The sequence below is a fragment of the Murimonas intestini genome (assembly GCF_024622195.1).
Lineage (GTDB): Bacteria > Bacillota > Clostridia > Lachnospirales > Lachnospiraceae > Murimonas > Murimonas intestini.
In genome coordinates this window covers 121,252-144,669 of the sequence record NZ_JANKBI010000002.1, presented here as the reverse complement: position 1 = coordinate 144,669, position 23,418 = coordinate 121,252, and the positions used below count along the sequence as shown (strand labels likewise).

Below are 23,418 nucleotides of genomic sequence, written 5' to 3'. Positions count from 1 at the left end.
TGCCTTCAGGCAGGGTTTCCTGCCCTCTCAGCACGCTTTGCCTTGATCTTCTTAACAAACTTTTCCTTCATGACAAAACATTCCTTCACCAGTCTGGAAAGGATGCCTTCACAGACTATCACCATACATGCCAGGGGGATGGCCAGAAGCATCTCCCAGCGGAATACAGGATAGATCCCCAGGAATCCCGGCGCTATCAGTACTCCTGCCGCAAAGATTATGAGTACTGCCGCAAATAGTGACCTTCTCATCCAGTTCATCGGCATACACACCCTGTAAACTACCATGATACTTACCATACCGCCGATCAGCATGTTCAGCGTATAAGTGAGCATCTCATCACCGCCCCAGAACGGTACAAGCCCCTGTATCATACACATGCTCAGTACCATTGTCAGAGCACAGGGAAGCGCGACTCTTAACACATGCCGCAGGAACCCGTTGCTGTTCACTGATTCTGACTGCTCCAGTGTCAGGATAAAGCTTGGCAGCCCTATCGCCGCCGTACTGATCCACGACAGCTGTATTGGTATAAATGGATAAGACCGCTCCAGCAATATAAATATGATGCACAGGAATACCGAATAGATAGTTTTTGTCAGATACAGAGAGCTTACCCTTTCTATATTGCTTATGATCATACGGCCTTCACTTACAATATTCTTCAGGCAAGCAAAATTTGAATCCAGCAGCACGATATGTGCCACCTGCTTGGCAGCATCGCTTCCTGCCGCCATGGCAATGCCGCAGTCCGCATCCTTTAAAGCGAGCACGTCATTGACACCGTCACCTACCATACCCACTACATTATTGTTTGCCTGGTATGCCCTGATGATCTGCTCCTTCTGCTCCGGCTTCACGCGGCCGAATACAGAATAGCCCTCCACCATGCTCTTGAGTTCCTCAAAATTTTCCGGAAGAGTGGATGCATCTATAAAGTGCTCTCCGCCCTCCAGGCCCGCCTTGACGGCTATCTGGGAGACAGTCACAGGGTTATCGCCTGAGATAACTTTAATATCCACATGCTGGTCCCTGAAATATTCAAACACGGCCGGGGCTTCCGGGCGAATACAGTCTGATATCACTATCAGCCCCATTGGCTTCACACCTGACACGCTGCCGTCTTCCGTATCCATATCCTCACAGCTGCCCAGCAGCAGCACCCTCAAGCCTTCCTTAGAATATCCTTCTACCTTCAATGAGAGTTCTTCATCATCTTTATTTAAAAATTCCGGAGCCCCCAGCACATAGCAGCCCTTGTCCGCAAAACGGATCGCTCTGTATTTTCTGTCTGAAGAAAATGGAATCTTCTCTGAGACAGACCATGCTCCGGTCTTTTTAAATCTCTTCATCAGGGCTTCCTGGGTGTTGTTCACATCATCAAAAGCAAAAGCCACCTCATTCATGACAGTCTCCACCTGAGAACTCTCCACATCACCCAGGCCTTCTACTTCCACGACCTCCAGCTTGCCCGTGGTGATAGTGCCTGTCTTGTCAAGACAGAGTACGTTCACCCTTGCCAGAGCCTCTATAGCTTCCATTTCCTGGACAAGAGCCCTCTTTCTGGCCAGACGCCCCACACCCAGAATAAACGAGACGCTCGTCAGAAGTACAAGTCCTTCCGGGATCATTCCGATCACGCCTGCCACAGTGGTGACAAGTGAATCTGAAAATGTGCTGCCTTCCACTCTGCTCTGGGAGAGATAGAGCAGTATTCCGATAGGTATCAGCGCCACACCGATAACCTGGATTATTTTTTTGATCGTCTGCTGCATTTCAGACGTGGCACGCTTCTTAGTCTTGGCTTTTCTGGCCAGGACAGCCGCATAATTGTCTTCGCCCACGTTCACTACCCGTCCAACACCGCTTCCTGCCACCAGGAAACTTCCCGACATCAGCTGGTCTCCCGGTTTCTTTTTTACAGGCTTGGATTCTCCTGTGAGCATGGATTCATTTACTTCCATGCCGTCAGACTGAAGTACAACAGCGTCGGAGCAGACCTGGTCGCCGTTTTCCACTATCATCAAATCATCCATGACCACCTGGGTTATGGGAATCTGGAACAGCGCTCCGTCCCTGATCACCTTGGCCTTTGACGCTGTGATCACTGACAGCTTGTCGATCAGCTTCTTTACCTTAAACTCCTGGGCTATGCCTATCAGCGAATTGACTATGATAACGCCCATAAACGTGATATTCTTAAATTGTCCTGATATAATAACAAGCACTCCCAGAAATAAATTCAGGAAGTTGAAATATGTCAGGGTATGTGTCATAACAATCTCTTTTTTAGATTTGGAGATACTGTTATTGATAATATTGACCTGGCCTAAATGTATCCTTTTTTCTACTTCTGCTTTGGTCAGGCCCCGGTTAGATCCGTCTGCCATTTTATCGCCTCATATTCTTTGGTTAATTATTATTTTATATATAGTATTCTTCCATATAATAATCAATAAATTATCAACCTGAAAAATAATTAACTTTTTTCCAGGTAATTTAATCCATCTCCACCATTATACAAAGGAGATTTTCATTTGTACAGCCACTTTTGGAAATCTTAAGAGAATGAACAGAAAAGTTTTGGATGTTAAAAGAATTTGAATTTTAGGTACAAAAAAAGCACGAGACGGGATTCGAACCCGCGACCCTCGCCTTGGCAAGGCGATACTCCACCACTGAGCCACTCGTGCATGCTGTATATATTATGTATTACTGCGATACAAAATACTATACACTATATTATTTATTTTGTCAACACATTTGTTGCAAAAGCACGAGACGGGATTCGAACCCGCGACCCTCGCCTTGGCAAGGCGATACTCCACCACTGAGCCACTCGTGCATCTCTCTGTCTTTCGGGATATTTTCTATCTCACAAAGACAATAGATACTATACCTCAAACACTTTATTTTGTCAATACTTTTTTTCAATTTTTATTTTAAATTTTTTCTGTTGTTTACGCTTTAAGTAAAATACTCAGCATATACTGGTTGTTGGGAATTGATTTATGGGTAATATTATTGAGCTTGATCAAGTCCAGATCAACCCATATCTCTTCCGCAGCCACCATCACATTCCCCAGCATCACCCCGAAGTTGAATTCATTGAATTTTCCCTTCTTGCTGGCTGTTGTGGTAGGATTCTTCGAAAATACATGCACCCTGTTTTCGTACACAACGAATCTCCACGGCTGGCTGTTAAAACTGGAAGGCGCAAGCCTGGCAGCCTCCAGCATTTCCTTTACCCATGTCCTGGGCCTCTCTTTGTACACACAAAGCTCCTCCAGGCTGAGCCGTTTTGCCTCATATTCGTGGCGTATGAGAGCGCCCTTGGGAAGCCCGAAGGCCATCAGCATGACAAACTTCATCCCGTCCGCCGGACTCTCCTTCATCTTTCCCATGCCCTGAAAGCAGGTCCCCACTCCTTTTGTAGTGAGATAGAGGGATATCTGCTGCATCACATAGCCGGCATTCATATCATATTTTTCTTTAGGCTCTGAAAATACAGCCAGATAATAAGGGGCCGTCTTAGTGAAGACTCCTCCTACCTTCCCCTTCCTGCTCAGACAGTCTACAATGTCAACCCTGAACTTTATCTGGGGAAACAGAGGTGTCATCTCCGCCACCAGATCCATGATCCCTTTTAATATATCATCAGTGACAGGCTCCATCCTGAATGACCGGATAGAACGCCGTACATATATCGCTTCATATAAAGTCATCTTTATCACCTTTAACTATTTTGTAACACTATTGTAACATACAGTACGGCGTTTTTCCAGTGCTATTCTTTTTTTCTTTCAGCCTAAACCAAACGCTCCAGTTCACCAAGATAATCCCCAAACATCCTGAGGGCATCATCCACCGGCTGGGGAGATGTCATATCCACACCGCAGATTTTCAGAAGCTCGATGGGATCCCTGGAAGAGCCGCCGCTCAAAAATTCCTTATACTTCTCCACGATCCCCGGTTCATGGGCCAGGATCTTTCTGCTAATTGCCACAGCAGCTGAAAATCCCGTGGCATACTGATACACATAAAACGGTGTATAAAAATGCGGTATCCTCTCCCACTCATACCTGATCTCGTCGTCACACACCACATCTTCCCCAAAATAATTCTTATTCATATTATAATAGGTATCGCAGAGAACCTGGGCATTCAGTGTTCCTCCCTTCTCTACCACACTGTGGGCGGCTTTTTCAAACTCCGCAAACATTGTCTGCCTGAACAGAGTGGTTCTGACCTGTTCCAGAAAGTAATTGATAAAATAAGCTTTCTCTTCCATGCTTTCTGCATTCTTTATACAATAGTCGATCATCAGGGCTTCATTGCAGGTAGACGCCACCTCCGCCACAAATATCTTGTATCCTGCATATATATATGGCTGGGCCTCGTCAGAATAGTAGGAATGCAGGGCATGCCCCATCTCATGGGCAAGTGTGAAGACATTATTCAAATTCCCCTGGTAATTGAGCAGCACATACGGATGGACACCGTAAGCGCCCCAGGAATAAGCGCCTGTTCTCTTCCCCTGATTCTCATATACATCGATCCAGCGGCCCTCAAAGCCTTCTCTCAGCCTGTCCCCATAATCACTTCCAAGGGGCTCCAGAGCTTTTAAAACCATATCCTTTGCTTCCCCAAACGTGAACTTCTTATCTGCCTGTCTGGCTATGGGCACATACATATCGTACATGTGAAGTTCTTCCACACCCAGCACCCTTTTTCTCAGACGCATATAACGGTGCAGCACAGGCTGGTGCCTGTGTACGCTTTCTATCAGCTTCTCATATACAGAAAGAGGCACATTTGAGGCATCCAGGGCTGCTTCCAGGGCATTTGCATATTTCTTCTCTTTAGCAAAAAAATCAGCCTGTCTGGCGTTTGCGTCAAAGAGCGCTCCCATAGTGTTCTGAAAACCTGAATAGCTCTTATACAGGTTCTGGAAGGCCTGCTTCCTCAGCTCTCTGTCGGCGCTCTCCAGATACATGATATATCTGCCCTGTGTCAGCGGCATAACCTCGCCCTTATCATTTCTCACGTCTTCGAATCTGATATCAGCGTTATTAAACATGGAGTAGATATTGGACGGCCCCTGTCCCAGCTCATCAGCCCTTGCAAGCAGCTCCTCCATGGCCAGCGGAAGCGTATGGGCTTTCTGCCTCATGATATCATCCAGAAAACACCTGTATTTTGACAGTCCTGCCTCCTCCTGAAAATACTCCTCCAGCTTCTCTGCCGGAAGGCTGAGGATCTCAGGAACCATAAATGCAGAGGCGCCGTTCAGGATGTTCATCATTACCTGCGTCTCCCCTGCCAGCTGCTGCGACTCACTGTTTCCCAGGTCCTCATGCAGCTTCTGATTTGCGTATACATACAGCCTTTCAAAGAGCTGGTTCATTTCGCAGTAGTCATCCAGCATCTTCAGAAATAAGGCCCCGCCTTCACCCAGCTTTCCTTTATATCCTTCAAAAGCCCTGTACAGTTCCTCTAACCTGGCTGCGTCCGCCCTGAATGTTTCAACAGAGGGATACAGATCCTCCAGAGCCCATGTATCCTCCGTCTTTGCTTCTTCCCGTTTCAATATTTTTTCCATCATATCTCCTTTTCATTTTCCATTCATAGAGCTCAAGCGTCCTGATCGAAAGCTTCATATAGTCTCTGGAATAGACATCATTGAGCTCATCATTTAAAAACTCTGTCAATTTTCTCACCCTGTAGACAAGGGTATTGCGGTGCAGATACATGGCCTGGGCAGTATTCACAAGAGATCTTTCATTGTTCAGATAACACTTCAGCGTCTCAAACATATCATCCCCCTGCTGCTTTCTTCTCCACAGCTCCCTCACATCCGCATGGCAGGCCATGACACTGTCCTCCAGGCTGGACGACTCTATAATGTAATCCATGGCATGTCTGTAGAAAGGGTAAAATACCTCATCAGGATTCTGCATTCTGCCGTAAGTGATGGCTGCTCTGGCCTGATTGAGCAGGTAATGTACATTATAGATTCCTTTGCTCTGTATTCCGCAGGATACGTGGACGCCGCTCTCTCCTGCCAGCAGCCTGAGAGTCTGCTTCGCGTCTTTCCCATTATATTTCGTCACGTCACATATGACGACTATTTCAGGAAACCTCTGTATTATACAGCAGGACGGAAGCTGCTGCAATATAGTATGGGCCAGGATCGCCATCTTATCCTTCTGTTCTTCCCCCATTTCTATCAGATACAGCTGAAACACATCCAGAGGATCCCAGTGGTGATAGTCCAGCTGTATCTTCATCTGGCTCTCGTCCACTTTTCCCCCGTCTAAAAGGCTGTAAAACAGGTTCTCATTCATGCTCACAAGATATCCTGCCTCATGCTCCATCATCCCTGTCTTTAAAAGGTCAGCCAGCAGCTCCAGGATCTGATAATCGCCTTTATTCAGCCGCCTCTCTTTTTCAAGCAGATTGATCCTTCCGCAGAGCACATCCTGAAAATAGAGGCTGTAAGTGATCCCCGGGTACATAAGCCCCTCATCAAACTCAAACCTCTGCATCCCCATTTTTGTAAAATCTTTATTCTGGCCGTTATATTTCATGCAGTCGATCGCCTTGACAGAAGTATAGCCATATGTAGACAGATACCTCCACTCTTCATCCAGATCATCCGCAGCATACTGCTCACTCAGCCCCAGGACCCTGCAGTTGCCGTCAAATAACACCATTGGATTGTGGAAGACTGACCAGCAGCTGTTTACCAGCTCCCGGTAGTTCTTTGCTTTTATAAGGTCCATGATGTCCGACATCCAGTCCTCATAAAAATCAAACACACACTGCACAATCTCAAATGCTTCCGTTATCCTTGTATCTTTTATCCTGATACAGTCGCCCTCACCGTTGCATATCACATCTTTTCCAGACTGGTATACATGGACACAATTTGTAGCATAAACTCTCCTGGCACTTTTCAATACAGGTCCTGCCTCCTCCCGGATATCCAGATCCAGGTCCAGGGAAGACAGGCGGTTTGCAATCATCCACATGCTTAATTTCAATTCACGTCGCTCCTTCATGTAAATACAACAGAAATTTTATTGTTCAGATCCATTCTTTAACATTTTATCACAATCCTCTTTTCCTTAGAAGTACAAATCGTACAAATTATGCCCGATTTTTTCAATTCTTTTTTGTATCAACTATACGTAGTATACAAAAAACCGAAAAGTTATAATTAATACAATTAATAGTTCGGAAATTTAAAATCCAGGAGGAATGTATTATGACAACAGCTTATCCATTTGACCGCGAAAAAGAATTATTTCCTGTAGAATTCCGTCAGGCGGTCCCAGGCATCTATGGAATGCCAGCTTTCCCAACAAGGAGGTTCCACACTCCCATCACGCCAAAAGAAAACTTTTTCCGGATGTGCCGGGGCGAAAAACCGGTCTGGGTACCAAATATGGGGTCTGATTTCAATGTCCTTCAGCCCGAAGTCATGCCGGATGCCACTGCCAGAAGCTATGGAGGAACTGACTGGTTTGGGATCAAGTGGAAATACGAACCGCTCTCCGCAGCTGCTATGGTAGAACCGGGGACCAGGAGACTTTCTGACATTACTAAATGGAAAGAAGAGCTTGTATGGCCGGATCTGAGCAGCATCGACTGGGAGGCGGACTACAAAAAAAATTATGAAGCTGTCATGGATCCCGACCGTCCCACTCTTTTTGTGATCGTAAACGGTTTTTTTGAAAGGACGGCAGATCTGACCAGCTTCGAGGACACCTTTTATTATCTCCTGGAAGAACAGGAGGCCTTAAATGAATTCTACACAAAGCTCTGTGATTTCCACATTGATCTGATCAGGATAGCCAAAAAGTATTATCATGCTGACTGTATCACCTTCCACGATGATATGGGCTCACAGCAGAATGCATTTATGTCGCCCTCCACTTTTGAGGAAGTACTGCTCCCCCACTACAAGAGGATGAATGACGCTATCCATGCAGAGGGCATGTACATCAATTTCCACTCCTGCGGAAATGTGGGTGTACAGCTTCCAAACTTCATCAAGGCAGGCTTTGATTTCTGGGAAGGCCAGGACACCTGCAATGATAAAACGGCTCTTATGGAAAAATACGGAAGCAGCCTTGGCCAGACCAGCATGTTCCTGCCAGACCCGTCCCTCACTGATGAGGAGCTCATAGATGAGATCCGCCGCAAGGTAGATACATTGGGAGCCACAGGACGTTATATCGCATGGTTTGGTGATATGAACATGAACAGAAAAGTAAATGGAGAAGAAGAATTATATGCTTACAGCCGCGAGGTCTTAAGCAGATAAAGGAGGGGTTATTATGTCAGATAAGACTGCTAAACCGGCTATGCCAAAAGGCGATCTGACCGGAAAACAAGTTAATAAATATGGTTTTTATCTCTTCACTTCATCACTGGCCGCTATGATACAGATGACATATCTGACCATTTTCATGACAGACCAGCTGATGATCGACCCGGCTGTAGTTGCCACTACCCTGCTGGTTGCCCGTATCATTGATTTTGTCATAGGAGTCATCTGCGGAGGCATTATTGAAAAGGTGCGCATGCCCTGGGGCAAATACCGTTCCTGGCTGCTCGTTCTCCGCTGGGTGATCGTATTTGCGATCGTATGTTCATTCTTTGACACCTCGGGCTGGCCTATGGCATTTAGGATCGGTGTATCTTTTATCGGATATATCCTTCTCAACGTAGGAATGAGCTTTACAACAAACGCATATTACGGCCTTGGACCTGCGCTGGCAGGGGCTAACCTTACAGACCGTTTCCGCCTGAGCACCAGAGGAGCACAGTTTATGTGTGTCGCCATGCTTCTCACATCAGCCCTCACGATCCCCCTCGTAACCTGGCTGACACCTATCGTGGGCGGCGGATTTGCATACCTGATAGTAGCAGTTATATTTGCTATCCCTTATATCTTCGGTTGCCAGATGGTATCAAACCTTTGTAAGGAATGTGACCCTTCAGGCAAAGCCGGCCATGGGGGCACGCCCAGATCAACAGTCACCCTGGCTGATATGATTAAATCTGTTGTACAGAATAAACAGCTGCTTGTGCTCTTTATGGCTTACACAATCTATTATGTAGGATTATATATCATCTCAGGCCTAGGCGCCTATTACTTCAGCTATATCGTGGGCGATTATATGAAGATGAGCTACTCCATGACAATAGGCACGATCACAGGTTTTGCCGCCTCTCTGTTCATTCCCAAGCTGGGCGGAAAACTCGGCAAAAAGAAATCCTTTGTCACTGCCCTGCTGATATACGGTATCGCCTACGCTTTTGTCTACTTCATCGGAGGCAACTGGATCCTTTATATGATCATCGGAGCCATCGGCGGAGGTGCCGTCTATCTGTTCAGCAGCTTTGGAGCTAATTATTTTATCGACTGCGGGGAGTATCATCTCTATAAGACTGGAAAGGATACAAGAGATATTGCCATCTCCATGTACTCTGTTCCTATGAAGATCGGTATGGCCCTCGGAGGCGCCATCGCCACTTACGGGCTGTCCATTATAGGCTATCACTATGGCATTGAGATCACCGAGACCTTCCAGAACCAGTTTATGATCCTTCTCTCGCTGATCCCCGCCGCGCTTGTTCTCATTGGCGCTCTGATCATGCAGGCAGGATATAAGATCACTGATAAAGATGCTGAATTCTATGCAGCTGAAAATGCCAAAAAAGCTGCCGGAAAATAGGAGGTACTGCAATGGCTAAACCAACAGAAAAAACAAATTATCTGAAGACTCTCCGGGGCGAACAGCCTGACTGGATCCCTGTATACAGCTTCGGCCCCATGCCCGGAATGGAAAGGCCCTGCACTTCATGCATGCTGGAGCCTGAGATACTGGCGGATTTCCGGTTTAAGGGCGGCGGAAAAGACGTCTGGGGCACTACTTTTGTCCCAACCAAAGAAACAGGCGGAGCTCTGCTCCCTGAACCCGGCAACTACATTCTTGATGACATCCGCCGCTGGCGCGATGTCATCAAGGCCCCCTCCCTGGATGGTATTGACTGGGAGGCTATGGCAAAAAGGCAGCTGGAAGGCTTCTTCAAAATGGGCGTAAACAGAGAGGACACTGCCATCGCACTAAACCTCCATTTTGGATATTTCCAGAATCTTATGGCATTTATGGGGTTCACAGAAGGACTGTGCGCCATGTATGAAGAGCCTGAGGAGGTCTATGCACTTTTTGATTATATGTGTGACTTTTATACAGAGGTTACAAGAAATATAATGCCCTATGTCCAGCCTGATGTGCTGACACTCATGGACGACACAGCAGCCTGGCAGGCTCCGTTTATATCTGAACAGATGTACCGCGACCTGGTCCTCCCATTCCACGACCGGCAGGCCAAATTCGGACGTGACGCAGGCATCCCCATGACTATGCACAACTGCGGCAGGGCAGAGGGGCTGATCGACGACTGGCTCTCCATCGGCATCAATGCCTGGGATCCTGCCCAGACCTGCAATGACCTGAAGGGGATCAAAGAAAAGTACGGCAATAAGATCGTACTTATGGGCTGCTGGGATGCCAGAGACCGTCTGGGCGCCCCTGACGTCACAGAAGAAGAAATACGCCAGTCTGTGAGGGACACTATGGATATGTATGCCAAAGGCGGCGGCTTCTGCTGGTGCGGAGGATATCTGGGAGCCATGGATGACCAGGACATGATCCGCAAAAATGGGATCCTATTTGATGAAGTATACAAATATGGGGATTCCTTTTATAAATAGTAGGATGTGATATTAATGAAAGTTTTAATTCTCGGCGGTTTCCTCGGCTCGGGAAAGACTTCTCTTCTGATGCAGCTGGCCCGCTATATGACAGATTCCTCAGATTCCGATTCCGCTTATAAAGTGGTTATCCTGGAAAACGAGGTGGGTAAAGAGGGAATTGATGATAAATTGCTGCGCGGGAATGGATTCAATGTGGAGAATCTCTTCAATGGCTGCGCATGCTGCACCCTCTCGGGAGAGCTGGTGGCCGCAGCTGCCGGCATAGCAGAAAGCTGCCATCCTGACTGGCTGGTCATAGAAACTACAGGGCTTGCTTATCCCGAACTGATCCAGGATAATCTGGCGGGCGGAATAGGGATGTATTCCCGGATCTGCACTGTCACAGATGCTTCCCGCTGGAGCCGCCTGCGCATACCAATGCATGCTCTTCTGGAGGGCCAGGCGGAAAGGGCGGACATTATCCTGATCAACAAGACAGATCTGGCATCAGAGGACGCACTGTCCCAAATGGAGGCAGAACTCCGTGAAATGAATCAGGATGCACAGATCATCCGCACATCAGCTCTGGATAAAATAGACAGCAGGATCTGGCAAAAGGTACTGGGGGTGGAAGAATGAATGACCATATCCATACAGGACATGACCACAGCGGACATGCCCATACACATGAAGATGGATGTGCCTGCAATGAATGCCGGCACGAAACTGAAAATAAAAACCCTTCAATATCCTCACATCTCCAGGATGGGGCATGTATTGTTTCCGCCCAGTATCATACATGTATGGATGCAGAGGCGCTGGGGATAAGACTCACAGAGCTTCTTGAAGAGCTGGCATCTAAGATCAACGCCCATGGCGGCATAATTGGACATATCAAAGCATCTCTTGATATCCACCGGGCCGAGATGTATTCTGTGACAGAAGAAAAAGTGACCAGAAAATCTTCACAGGTTCCTGACATCACTCTCTGCCTCGCCGCCATTGTATTCATGGTTCCAGAAGAAGAGCTTCTGGCCCATATAAAAACAATGTTCCAAAAGCTGGCCTGACTATGGCTTGCATAAATAACTTCAGCCATGAGATACAGAAATATTTTCTATATCCCATGGCTGAAACTCCTGAAGCAGCATCATATACTTTCCAGTTCAGAAAACATCTTCATAAATTCCTTTCTCCCGTAATCATCAAATAACACCGTGATCATAGTGTCATCCTCTTTTTCCACGGTGCCCGGGCCATATTTTTTGTGGGACACGCGCTTCGTGCTGCTGCTCTCCTCTTTGCTGCTCTCTTCTTTGATGTTGGGTTCCTCTTTTTTCTCCCTGTTTTTCAAAATCTCTCTCTTTAATTCCTGAAGCCTCACCTCACCGGAGGCCGCAGCCTGTCCGGGGCCAATACCTCCCCCCTCTTTCAGATGTGCAGGGATCATGTTCAGATATCTGCCGGGGCCTGGCATGACATTTGGCTGGCCAGGGCTTGTATACCAGGAGATCTCCAGATGGTCCTTTGCTCTTGTCATACCCACAAAAAAGAGCCTGCGCTCCTCTTCCTCCTCCTCAAAGCTTTTCGTTCTGAGAGGGATCAGTCCATAATTCACTCCTATGATAAAGACATATGAAAATTCCAGGCCTTTGGATGCATGAAGAGTCATGAGCTTTACGCTGTCTGTCTCACTGTGGATTTCCTTCTTTAAGATATTTATGCCATAGAGCGCTGAAGAATTGAGGAATTCACCCATTCCTGCCAGTTCCTCCGCCCCCTCTTCGCATATATAATCCCCTGTGATCTTCAGCAGCTCCCGCACCGATTCCCTGTCGGCGGCAAAGCTGGCAAAGGAAGGCCGCAGATATGTATCCAGGTCAAAATATTCCATCACTCTGTCCGCAAAGTCCTCCGGTCCTGCTTTACTGTACTCTTTCCACCTGTTCCTAAATCCAAGCATAGCCTTAAGAAGAATTCCCGCTTTTCCTGATAATTTCCTCTCTTCTCCCGTCCCGGCCAACACCGGGCCGTCTAAGCCCTGGTCAGCTGCTTCCTCCAATCCTGCCCTGATATATCTGTCCGCCTCTTTTACAGTGATACCTGCTCCGTAATCCCTGTCACAAAGAACGCAGACTCCTGCCTGCACATCCCGGGGATTTAAAGAAAATCGCAGAAGTTTTACCAGCCAGTTCAGAACAGGTATATCTTTAATAGTCTTTTTCAATGAGACCTCATAAGGGATCCCTTTTCTGGCCATCATATCTTCCAGTATTCCGGACTGGCTCTGCAGCCTGTAAAAAACCGCGATATCACTGTATGGAATACCCCTGCTGTTTAGCTCTGCAATCTTATCTGACAGGTAGTCAGCCTCCTGAAACGGATCGTAATGGTTCCTTACGGCAATCTTTTCCCCTGCCTCCCTGACGCCTGTAAGCTCCTGGCTGCTCTGCAAAAAGCGCCTGGCCGCCTCCAGGATAATGCCTCCTGACCTGTAGTTGACAGGCAGGGAAAGCTCATCTGCCTGGTACTTTGTCTTCAGTGTATAGAATACCTGAAAGGCGCTGCCCCTCCAGCTGTATATCACCTGATTCGGGTCTCCCACTGCAAACAGGCAGGTCTTTTCTCCCATAAGGCAGTCTATCATCTCCAGCTGCCATTCATCGCAGTCCTGAACTTCATCAACGATGATCCAGGCGGGCTTTCGCCGCTCTTTCCTCAGCAGGGCGCATGCATTTGCCAGCAGGTCCTGGAAGGTCATCTTATCCTGCCTTCTCTTTTCCTCCCGAAGCAGGCCTGCCAGTTCTGAAAGATCGTCCTGAGGGCCCGTTTTCCGTCTTCCCTGGCTGCTGCCGGACATTTCTTCCTCAAGCCGCTTTTTAAGCCTGTTCTTATACTTTATCTTCAGTTTGTTTTCACTTATAAGGCTTTCGGCTATCTCCAGCTCTTCATCCGGCTCGATGACAAAAAAATCCTTCGTATACCCCAGCTCTTCCACTGAAAGCTTCTCTTTCAGAAGTCTGAGAGCTACGCTGTGAAAGGTGCCGAACCCCCAGAGCTCATCTGACCCCACCGGCTCAGAGCTTTCTGCAGTCTCACCCTTCAGGCGCTCTCTGATCTCATCCGCCGCCTTATTTGTGAATGTGAGCACTACCATATCCTGCAATCTTATATTCTTTTTATTATGAAGGTGCAGGATCTTTTCAATAAGGACTGTAGTCTTGCCGCTCCCTACATTTGCATTGACAAGGCATGCCCTGCTCTCATTTTGTACAGCAGCCTTCTGGTATTCATTCAGTTCCTTTATTTTTGAGATTGTCATATCTGCGTCTCAGCTTTTCCTTTCTTCCTTCTGCATCTGCCCCGGACTCCTCCGCCCGGACGGACACAGTCAGCCCCGCCGGCGCCTCTGCGTAATAGCTGATAATATTCTTAAGCGCCCTCTGGTTATTCTCTTCCTGCACCCACTCCCTGAAAAATATACCGTCCATAAACAATACAAGCCTGCTGCCGTCCACTGCAGCTCTCGGCACTGAATTTAAAAATGCGGCAAATGGATCGCCATTTTCCTTTACATAACTGCAGAACTCGCCCCACCTGTCAGGCAGCTCACTGAATTTAAACTTTTTGGCTGTAAATGTAGACGGGGAGAAGGCGGCCTTTTTGATCCCTTTTGGCGGGTCGGCTTCTACCAAAAGACTCTTAAGCCCCCAGAGGATGAGACCCTTATCCAGCCTGTAGTCCCCCACGCAGGCAGCACAGCCATCCTGGCACTTGCAACCTCCCACCATTTTAACTGCATTACTGATAACTTCCTCCATAAGCTCGTATATCTTTTCCGAAAATCCCAGGCCTCCCACGTATTTATCATAGATATACACAAAGACACTGTCCGAAAAATATTCTGCCAGTTCTGTTGAAAGATTGGAGGTAGTCACACCAATATCATCCTGCTCTGTCATTGTCACCATTCTGGCTGAATTCTGCAGTGCAAAACACAAGCCCTCAAAATGGTCATTCCTCACGCTCTGTCCGTCCGGCCCCTTCTGAAGATAAGAGCGGAATGTCCTGGTGACATCCGCAGGCAGCCTGATCCATGTGCTCTCCGTGTCATACTCCTTCGCCAAAGGCCTCTCCAGCTGGGTAAATCCCAGATTCTGGTGGTTGTGGAACTGAAGCTTCTTATACATATAGATATAATCATTCACATTTACATCACCAAACTGGATTTCCACCCTGCCCAGCTCCTGCTGCCTGTCAGAGTGTATGACCTGGATATTTGTCTCCCCTCCCGGCACAGTATAATAATTTCCGTTAAAAGGAAGTGCGAATGCAGTTTTTGTCTCCAGCTCCAGCCTGACTATCTGATAAGAATCACCATCATGCATATAGACGGCCCCGTCATGAAGCTCCCTGAAGGCCTGCATCTCATCCATCTCTGTGATCACTCTGCTGTTCTCCTGATTCAAAAGCTTGTATCTTGACTTGTCAATATTTCGCAGGCTGTAGTCCCCCGCCGGATATTCCCCGCCTGACCACGCAAACTTGCCGCCCTGTCCCGCCAGCTCCCCGGCTCCCAGGAGGACAGGAATAGCCTCCCCCAGGTCTGGAAATAATGAGATATCATCCAGGGTAAGGGGAATCTCTGCAGCAGCGGCCCGGATATGAGCCAGCTCTATCAGAAGATTGTTCTTATCTATTACAGCGTTCTCACTGCTCCCATCAAACAGCCAGCCCGGTTCCAGCGCTATATACTGGTCAAAGGGCAGATTATCCAGTATCAGGTAATTCGTGCACTCCCTCAGATTTCTGCCGGCCCGCCCTGTCTGCTGCCAGAAGGAAGCCCTTGTTCCCGGATATCCGATCAGCACGGTAGTGTCGATCTTACCGATATCAATCCCCAGTTCAAGTGCATTCGTGGAAACCAGCCCGCACAGGCTGCCGCTTATCATCCTTGACTCGATCTCTTTGCGCTCCTGGGGCGTGTATCCTCCTCTGTAACCTGATATCCTGTCACTCTCAGATCTTCCCAGAAATCCCGCAGCCTCCAGCCTGTCTCTGGCCTCCTTAAGAACGATCTCAACGGTCCTCCTGGATTTGGCAAAGGCGATGAAGCTTCTGTCCGCTTCTACAAGCCCCGGCAGCATCTCTGCCGCTACTGTCACAGCCTGGACCTGCCCATAATAGTTCTTATCCGATCCCATGATCTTCGGTGGCTGAACAAGCATATACCTTCTGGCCGATGCAGGCGAACCATCCTCATCCACCTTCACAAAACTCCTGCCACAGATCCCCTCAGCCAGCTCCACAGGATTTGCAATCGTGGCCGAACTGCAGAGAAACTGCGGCATAGAGTGGTAATATCTGCAGATTCTGGACAATCTGCGGAAAACATTTGCCAGATGCGATCCAAAAGCCCCCCGGTAAGTGTGCAGCTCGTCGATCACCACAAATTTCAGATGCGAAAAAATAAAATCAAAGCCATACTTGCTGTGATTGGGCAGAAAGGAGCCATTAAGCATCTCCGGATTTGTCAGGATAATATTTGCCCCCCGTCTGATCCTGCTTCTCTCACTGGCCGGTGTATCACCATCATAGACGCCGGCCTCTATCCTGCCCTCCCCGAAATAATCGATCCAGGGCTTCATCGCTCTGTACTGATCGCCTGCCAGAGCTTTTGTCGGATAAATAAAGACTGCCCTGGTGAGGGGATCAGCCAGTATCTCCTGCAGCACAGGAAGCAGGAAGGCCAAAGTCTTCCCGCTGGCTGTAGGCGTGGTTATCACCACATTCTTACCCTCTGACGCCTCCTCAAACATCTCCGCCTGATGGCAGTAGAGCTTTTCAATACCCCTGGATATCAGATATTCCGCAATATCCCTGTTCAGTCCTGCCGGGAAAGGCACATACCTGCCTTCCCTTGCCGGAATAGTCCTGTCACAGATAATCAGATCCTGTTTTTCCATCCTTTTTCCTCCATCTTCTGTGCAGCCAAACATTTGTACTAATTTTAACTCAGAGCAGGAAGGATGTCAATGGAATATGTTCTTATAACTGCCTCCTTAAATACCCCCTGGCTGCCAGAGCGATCATTACAGCCGCCGCTGCTGCATAAAAGACAGGCACATAGATATATGCCGGAAACAGCAGATTTCCAATTCCCATCAGCTGGTTTGAGAATATGGACTTGTAGGTGCCGAAGTTTCCCGGAAATGCCTGCACAAACATATGGATTCCTCTGAAGGATTCCGGAACGATTCCTGAGAAAACCGGCAAAAAAGCCATCAGAATCCCCGTCACAGCAGGCCCGAAGGATGATTTCATCCTGGCTGAACACATCATCACGATCACAGCCGAAAGCAGAGAAGCAAGTACACTGCATGCCAATGTGATCAAAAGCATTTTACCCGTGGAAAAAGGATATGCATAGTCCTCCAGTTCCAGAATCACCTGCATTGGCGCTGACAGATCACCTTTTCCGTAGATAATGACCTGCTCTGCCAGCATTGCAAGATATCCTGTAAGGGATAGTACAGCCGCAAAGCTGAGGCCTGTGAGTATCTTAGCTGTAATCACTCTTTTCCTGCCGTTTTTAGCCGAAAGCATCAGGGCATCTACATGTGTGGTATACTCTTCCGCAAAGACCGGTGACAGGCAAATAACTATAAGGATTGACAGAATCATGATATTTGTAAAATTCAGGCTTTGAAACTGTCCATATGCATCATTATACGCATATTTCCACGGCCTCTCTATCCTGCTGTCCTGTTCCTTAAGATATTTTATCTCTTCGTCGCTGAGCTTCCCGCTGTTCCATAAAGCCATCTGCCTCTCTGCCCTGTCTTCATAGAACATCTGCGCATTCTGTTCATCCTCCTCCCACCGTCCAAGTCTGGAAATAAATACATAAGGCAGATACTCCCTCTGGATCTCCAGAAAATTATCCTTTGTAATATCCTTCCCCGGCACAAGCTTCTGTCTCTCATTCCATTTCTTCTGTGCCTCTGTAAGAGTCTTTTCATCCAGCCTGATCCCATTTATGGAACTTCCCGCCTCCTTCTCAGCATTTATATATTCCATATGTGTATAGGCAAACTCTCCCTCCAGGTAAACTTTACCTGTCAGCATCAAAAACCCTGATGTACCCATGAGCAAAAATCCGGCTATAATATTCAGCCAGAAACTCCTCCTGTTAAACATTTTTTTATATTCATACCCCATTAATTCCAGTATCCTCATACGTACATCTCCCCTTCCTGTCTGAAGTAAAACAGATACAGATCCTCCAATGCAGCCTCAACAGGCCACGCCGCAGGGTAAGGCTTCCTGTCACCCGCCAGCCGCAGGAATATCCCGTCTTTCTCTTCTCTCACATTAATGACGGCAAATTCTTCAGCCAGGCGGGTCAGCTCCTCTCTTGGGACAACACATTCCCAGACTCTTCCCTCTATCTCAGACAGGATTTCCTTCAGGGTTCCTGCGTGCAGTATCCTGCCGTCCTTCATAATAAGTATCTGATCCGCAATATATTCCACGTCGGATACGATATGAGTGGAGAGCAGGATTATCCTGTCTCTTCCCAGCCTGGATATCATATTGCGGAACTTAACCCTCTCTTTTGGGTCAAGGCCCGCCGTGGGTTCATCCAGTATGAGCAGACGGGGATTATTCAGCATGGCCTGTGCGATGCCAAGCCTCTGCTTCATCCCCCCTGAAAATGTCTTTATTTTCTTTTCTGATACATCTGACAAACCCACCAGTTCCAGAAGTTCCCGTGTCACCGCTCTCGCCCTGGTTTTTGTAAGCCCCTTGAGCGAGGCCAGATACATCATAAAATCCTCTGTCTTAAAATTCGGATAGTAACCGAACTCCTGGGGCAGATATCCAAGCTTATCCCTGTAGGCTTCTTCAGACACATCAATTCCATCCAAATGTATCCGCCCCTCATCAGGCCTTAAGATTCCCGCCATCATCCGCATCAATGTTGTCTTTCCTGCACCGTTTGCGCCCAGCAGTCCGTATATTCCAGGACGCATCCTGAAAGAAACCCTGTCCACGGCAATCTTATTTTTAAACTGCTTCTTAATACAGTCTAATTCAAGTTCCATAAATAATCCTCCATATGTTGTCTGAACCATTTTATTTTATATCCGTTCCCTGCCAGCAGAAGTGCAAAGAGAAGCAGCCAGCAGCCGAAAAACACAGGGCTGTACATCTCTTTCCAAATGTTTCCGCAGGACATTAATGTAATGCTCACCAGAACCGCAGCGCCAAGACAATACCAGGCTTCATTTTCCCGACCTGATCTTTTGATCAGGCACAGGGACAAAAAGCTGGTGGCCATCCACGGCACAAGAATATATACAGTCCCTCTCACAAACCCTGCCCGCCAGGCATTTCCTATTCCTGCCCCTACTGCCAGCAGTGCCGCCAGCTCCACAATCCCCAGTATGATAAATCTTGCCATAGTCACCTGAAGTATGCTGTGCCTGCATGAAAGCTCCAGTTCCGCCATCCCGTTTCTCTTAGACTTCAGGCCTTCACTCATAAATAATCCTGCCCAAAAGGGCATAATGGCTCCCAATATCCCCAGAGCCTGGCTGGCGTCCTGAAAGTACATACATCTGCCTGCCAGCATTGAGATGATAAATATTAGCGCCATCATCCCCCAGGTGCCTTTTCCTATATAAGACAGCTGTACCATCAGAAATCCCGTGAGACTGCCGCCCCCATTCCCGTGCTGGCGCAGAAATTCTTCCTTTCTTTGCGGCTGCGGGGCCTCAAATGCTTTTTTTAACTCTTTTTTCAGTTGTCTCACTGAGCATCCCCTCCTTCCAGTTTTAATTTTAATACCTTAAGCGCTTCTTTTTCCCTGCGGTAAAATGCAAATCTTGATATTCCAAGAATCCGGGCCGCCTCAGACACATTCAATTCCTGGGCATAGCGCAGCATCAGCAGCTCCTGCTGTTCCACCGTCAGCGTCTTAAGGGCTTCCTTCAGATCCATACTGTCTTCCAGTCCCTCCATGGGCCTCTCCGTCCCGGACACTGCCTCCGCTTTTTCCTCAGTCAGTTCCTCCGTCCCCGTTCGGCGGAAATAGTCTGTGCACAGATTCCGGGCTATGGTATACAGATAGGCTGTCCTGCTTCCATGGTTTATCTGGGGCGCCCTTTTAAAATAGCGAAGGAAAGTTTCCTGAGTAATATCCTCCGCCAGATACTGCTCCCTCACGTGAAAATAGCAGTACCGGTATATCTTGTCATATTCTTCTTCTAAATCGATGGCCATCTGGAAACCTCCTTTCACTAAGTATAACGGATGAGCAGGGAAAATGTGCGCTGAGATGAAAAAAGCAGAAAAAAACCTTAATATATGGGAAGGAACGTCAAAAAAGGGACACACTCAGCATCACATTAACAGAGCTTTTCCCACAGCTGCGCTCTTATAATGGTGACGTATCATGTCTCCCGATCAATCCATATATTAAATTTAAAAAAGTCTGTGATAATCATATTGATGCCAAATCTCCAAAGTATCCTGTGATATTCTCAGTCATCGCCTGCCCATGAAATCCTATAGATTTTTATCGGAATGACAGCACCTTATGTATTGGTTCAAAGCACAAACATCACAAATAAAAGCAGATATGTTTTCTTAATATTTCTATTAGCCAGCAGATATGTGACCCCGTATATAAAGCCGCTAAGCGCCGCTAATAATCCTGCGGAAAGTGACCCTTTTGTCAGTATATGTCCCATCCCCCATGTCAACGCAACCACGATTCCGCCATATGGAATTTGGGAATTCCCAAACCACTTCTCAAATGCCTTTTGTCCAAAGACAATAATGAGGGTAAATAAACCTGTTTCAAAAACATAATAAATATATTGAAATATAAATTTAAGCACCCCGTTGTAATAAAATTCTTTTACAATTTTAAACCCACCCCAGTCAATGTATGACACTGACAATGTAAATATCAGACATGCAACGGCAACGGCCCACTGCCAGGGTTTCATTTTCCCGCTTTTTGCAAATACGTCAAAACCATATTTATGTTTTGCCTGTTTGATTAGAAGGATAATAACAATTCCCCAAAGAACACATGTTATGATCCAATGAACAATATTTTGTAAAACGGTCCACTCACTCATCGCACTTCTGTACAAAAAGGGTTCTATAAGAAATGCAAGAAGCGCTTCTAATCCCAGCCCTGCAAATGCATACAATGCAAGACACATATAATTCCACCCTCTGGTTTTATTCATACAATATTCTCCTCCGGCAGTCATCTGTTTTCTACCATGCCCATATCTATCCTCTGCACCCGGAATCTGTTCTCTACTTCCATGTAGGCGGATAATCCAATTGATAGGGTAATTTTGTATTACGGTTTCCTTTTGCAGCATTAACCTGTCCTTGAGTCAAAAATACAGCTTCACTTAAATCCGCATCACTAAAGTTAGTGTCTCTTGTGTCAGCTCCTAAAAATATTGTTCCTTTAAATAGGCTCTTTTCAAAATTTGCAGCTATTAAAAGTTTTGTGCTAAGGTCTGCTCCGCTCATGTCCTGTCCCCTGAAATTGCCTCCAAGAAAATTAGCTGGAACTTTTTTACTCTCACTATGAATACTTTGCTGAAGCAGCTTACACACTTGCTTTAAACTCTGATTCGCCCTGTGCCTGTATTCCTCTAAATCTAAAGATAAGATACTATCAGGGCGGTAATGGCACATTTTTATATTTTCCTCAATCAAATACTGAATGGATTTTTTAAGTGGCTGCGCTGAAATAAGTGACGATGCTTCTATCAGATAATATCTGATCTGATAAAGCTTAAACACAATTACAAAAACGTCAAAAATTTCTGTTGACTGGTTTGGTATATCATTCCAGGTCTGACCTTGATAAATAACTTGTGTCACCTGCTGCCCGGCACCGAAGCAGTCATAGCCAATACAACCTTTCATCTTCTGCTTTTCAAGTTGCGAATGTATTTTACACCGGTAATCCTTTAATAAATTTATACATGGCTGCCCTGATGCTTTATCTTTTGGAAAGCCGTCTGTTTTTGAAAAAAACAGAGCAGTACAGCACAATCCTGAACATTTTGAACAGTCCGACTTCATATGTTCCCATATTTTATCATTTATTTCATGTATCATCATTTATTTTTAGCCCCTTCTGCTTCTGCTATAAATACCATCTTATCATACAAATGGAAACATTTCTTGAAGGATATAACACCGGCAGTGTTTTTAGGTGTCAAAACACTGATTTTCAAATGATACTATCAGGGATTAAAAAGAATCATGTGCAAGGTTGCCGATCCATTGCCGGCATTTTTGTACGAATGAACCGTATCAGCTTTAAATCGTATGCTCTCGCCCTTTCCGATCACGAAGCTTTGCCCATCAGCATAAATCTCAATTTTCCCCGTGAAGATTGTGATAAATTCAGTGGTCCCCTTTAAGTGTGGTTCAGATTCCCAATAACTGCCCTCGTCTAATTCCAGATAATAAACTGCAAATCTTCGGTTTTCATCATCCGGGAAAATGGAATAATTTTTTACTTTCCCGCCATCTTCAAGTAAAGGCTGAATTTCTGATGTCTTTACGATCTCATAGGGACTCTTGGGGCGAACGGTTAAAGCATCAAATGGTACTTTCATTCCATTTGAGATTTTCCATAATGTAGATATAGTCGGATTCCCGTCACCGCGTTCTATTTGTGCAAGCATACTCTTACTGACACCGCTCAGCTTTGCAAGCTCATCCATGCTTAATTTATTCTCTTCACGCAGCCGCTTAATATTTTTAGCGACAATCATATTCATTGAATCCAAAAATTTTCCGCCTCCTCTTGACATCATATTGCACTAGTTGTATTATTATATCGTACTAGTGCAATATAATAACCATTTTGTATTATTATACAATTTCAATTTAAGTTTGTAAAGAAGAAAGGAGGCTGCTATGCTACATTTATATGATTTTCTGATTTATTGTTTTATTACAGCTTATACTCCAGGTGCAAATAATCTGCTTTCCATGAGCAACGCAATACGGTTGGGGTTCCGGCGGAGTGTATGCTTTAATCTGGGCATACTGGCCGGATTTACAGTAGTTATGTCTGCATGCACCGCTTTTAGTGCAACGCTTTATTCGTATCTCCCCAAAGTAAAAATTGTCATGCAGATATTAGGCGCTGCCTATATGCTGTACCTTGCGTGGAAAGTCTGGAAAAGTTCTTCTGAATTAAATGCAGGCGGAGGCAAAGAGGCCAGCTTCATTTCCGGCATGGTATTGCAGTTTGCCAATCCTAAAATTTACATATATGCAATTACTGCTATGTCACTTTATATCCTGCCGGTCTGTCATTCCGTTTCGGCATTAGCAGGGTTTACTGTTATATTATCTTTAATAGGCGCCTCCGGTTCTTTTGTGTGGGCGTTGTTCGGATCGGCATTTTGTAAATTCTTCTCTAAACACACAAAAACGGTAAATATGATTATGGCTCTTTTGCTTGTTTACTGCGCCATTTCTTTGTTCCTTTAAAGATACATAACGCCGTTTTCCTTTGTTACCACTATATTTCTTGATTTCTCCCAAGAAACAAAGTATATTAAATAATAATATTAATACTC

The 23,418-nt window shown here is 46.4% G+C and carries 19 protein-coding genes and 2 tRNA genes; 6 read left to right on the top strand and 15 right to left on the bottom strand.

What is annotated here, in order from left to right; all coding sequences use genetic code 11:
• Positions 1-5 precede the first annotated feature (5 nt).
• From NSB28_RS04690 to NSB28_RS04665, 6 genes are all read right to left on the bottom strand, one after another.
• On the bottom strand, positions 6-2,390 hold the full coding sequence (locus tag NSB28_RS04690) for an HAD-IC family P-type ATPase (protein ID WP_109625409.1): 2,385 nt from the start codon (positions 2,388-2,390) through the stop codon (positions 6-8).
• A gap of 231 nt (positions 2,391-2,621) precedes the next feature.
• Positions 2,622-2,693, bottom strand: a tRNA-Gly gene (locus tag NSB28_RS04685).
• Between the two features lie 80 nt (positions 2,694-2,773).
• Positions 2,774-2,845: transfer RNA gene (locus NSB28_RS04680), tRNA-Gly, on the bottom strand.
• A gap of 115 nt (positions 2,846-2,960) precedes the next feature.
• Positions 2,961-3,725 carry a nitroreductase family protein gene (locus NSB28_RS04675; protein ID WP_109625408.1) on the bottom strand — a complete coding sequence of 255 codons (765 nt, stop codon included), beginning with the start codon at positions 3,723-3,725 and terminating at the stop codon, positions 2,961-2,963.
• An 83-nt stretch (positions 3,726-3,808) separates the two neighbouring features.
• Positions 3,809-5,602, bottom strand: coding sequence for an oligoendopeptidase F (gene pepF, locus NSB28_RS04670; protein WP_306812114.1), 1,794 nt, complete (start codon positions 5,600-5,602; stop codon positions 3,809-3,811).
• Positions 5,526-7,046, bottom strand: a complete 1,521-nt coding sequence (locus NSB28_RS04665) for a PucR family transcriptional regulator (protein WP_187374348.1) — start codon at positions 7,044-7,046, stop codon at positions 5,526-5,528. The genes pepF and NSB28_RS04665 overlap by 77 nt, the downstream gene beginning before the upstream one ends.
• A 224-nt stretch (positions 7,047-7,270) precedes the next feature.
• Between NSB28_RS04665 and NSB28_RS04660 the strand changes: the two genes are divergently transcribed.
• From NSB28_RS04660 to NSB28_RS04640, 5 genes are read left to right on the top strand one after another with little or no spacing between them, the layout of a single operon-like run.
• Positions 7,271-8,332, top strand: a complete 1,062-nt coding sequence (locus tag NSB28_RS04660) for a uroporphyrinogen decarboxylase family protein (RefSeq protein ID WP_109625406.1) — start codon at positions 7,271-7,273, stop codon at positions 8,330-8,332.
• A gap of 13 nt (positions 8,333-8,345) precedes the next feature.
• On the top strand, positions 8,346-9,749 hold the full coding sequence (locus tag NSB28_RS04655; RefSeq protein WP_109625405.1) for an MFS transporter: 1,404 nt from the start codon (positions 8,346-8,348) through the stop codon (positions 9,747-9,749).
• Positions 9,750-9,760: 11 nt separating this feature from the next.
• Positions 9,761-10,792: a uroporphyrinogen decarboxylase family protein gene (locus NSB28_RS04650; RefSeq protein ID WP_109625404.1), complete on the top strand. Its 1,032-nt coding sequence runs from the start codon at positions 9,761-9,763 to the stop codon at positions 10,790-10,792.
• A 15-nt stretch (positions 10,793-10,807) separates the two neighbouring features.
• Positions 10,808-11,413, top strand: coding sequence for a GTP-binding protein (locus NSB28_RS04645; protein ID WP_109625403.1), 606 nt, complete (start codon positions 10,808-10,810; stop codon positions 11,411-11,413).
• A complete protein-coding gene (locus NSB28_RS04640) occupies positions 11,410-11,844 on the top strand; it encodes a hypothetical protein (RefSeq protein ID WP_109625402.1) in 435 nt (144 codons plus the stop codon). Before NSB28_RS04645 ends, NSB28_RS04640 begins: the two co-directional genes overlap by 4 nt.
• An 80-nt stretch (positions 11,845-11,924) precedes the next feature.
• Here NSB28_RS04640 and NSB28_RS04635 read toward each other — a convergent pair whose 3' ends face one another.
• The 9 genes from NSB28_RS04635 to NSB28_RS04595 form a co-directional block, all read right to left on the bottom strand.
• Complete coding sequence (locus NSB28_RS04635; protein ID WP_109625401.1) at positions 11,925-14,096, bottom strand: ATP-dependent helicase; 2,172 nt, start codon at positions 14,094-14,096, stop codon at positions 11,925-11,927.
• A complete protein-coding gene (locus NSB28_RS04630) occupies positions 14,065-16,740 on the bottom strand; it encodes a DEAD/DEAH box helicase (RefSeq protein WP_109625400.1) in 2,676 nt (891 codons plus the stop codon). Before NSB28_RS04630 ends, NSB28_RS04635 begins: the two co-directional genes overlap by 32 nt.
• 82 nt (positions 16,741-16,822) lie before the next feature.
• Positions 16,823-18,013 (bottom strand): hypothetical protein, encoded by a 1,191-nt coding sequence (locus tag NSB28_RS04625; RefSeq protein WP_109625399.1) that lies wholly within the window; start codon positions 18,011-18,013, stop codon positions 16,823-16,825.
• Positions 18,010-18,882, bottom strand: a complete 873-nt coding sequence (locus tag NSB28_RS04620; RefSeq protein WP_109625398.1) for an ABC transporter ATP-binding protein — start codon at positions 18,880-18,882, stop codon at positions 18,010-18,012. The genes NSB28_RS04625 and NSB28_RS04620 overlap by 4 nt, the downstream gene beginning before the upstream one ends.
• Positions 18,867-19,592, bottom strand: a complete 726-nt coding sequence (locus tag NSB28_RS04615) for a hypothetical protein (protein ID WP_109625397.1) — start codon at positions 19,590-19,592, stop codon at positions 18,867-18,869. Before NSB28_RS04615 ends, NSB28_RS04620 begins: the two co-directional genes overlap by 16 nt.
• On the bottom strand, positions 19,589-20,062 hold the full coding sequence (locus NSB28_RS04610; protein ID WP_109625396.1) for an RNA polymerase sigma factor: 474 nt from the start codon (positions 20,060-20,062) through the stop codon (positions 19,589-19,591). Before NSB28_RS04610 ends, NSB28_RS04615 begins: the two co-directional genes overlap by 4 nt.
• Positions 20,063-20,388: 326 nt before the next feature.
• Positions 20,389-21,042 (bottom strand): hypothetical protein, encoded by a 654-nt coding sequence (locus NSB28_RS04605; protein WP_109625395.1) that lies wholly within the window; start codon positions 21,040-21,042, stop codon positions 20,389-20,391.
• Positions 21,043-21,115: 73 nt separating this feature from the next.
• Complete coding sequence (locus tag NSB28_RS04600) at positions 21,116-21,940, bottom strand: pentapeptide repeat-containing protein (protein WP_109625394.1); 825 nt, start codon at positions 21,938-21,940, stop codon at positions 21,116-21,118.
• Between the two features lie 125 nt (positions 21,941-22,065).
• Positions 22,066-22,608 carry a helix-turn-helix domain-containing protein gene (locus tag NSB28_RS04595; protein WP_330581476.1) on the bottom strand — a complete coding sequence of 181 codons (543 nt, stop codon included), beginning with the start codon at positions 22,606-22,608 and terminating at the stop codon, positions 22,066-22,068.
• Positions 22,609-22,747: 139 nt separating this feature from the next.
• On the opposite strand from NSB28_RS04595, the gene NSB28_RS04590 reads away from it, so the two are divergent.
• Positions 22,748-23,329 (top strand): LysE family transporter, encoded by a 582-nt coding sequence (locus NSB28_RS04590; protein WP_109625392.1) that lies wholly within the window; start codon positions 22,748-22,750, stop codon positions 23,327-23,329.
• Positions 23,330-23,418: the final 89 nt, after the last annotated feature.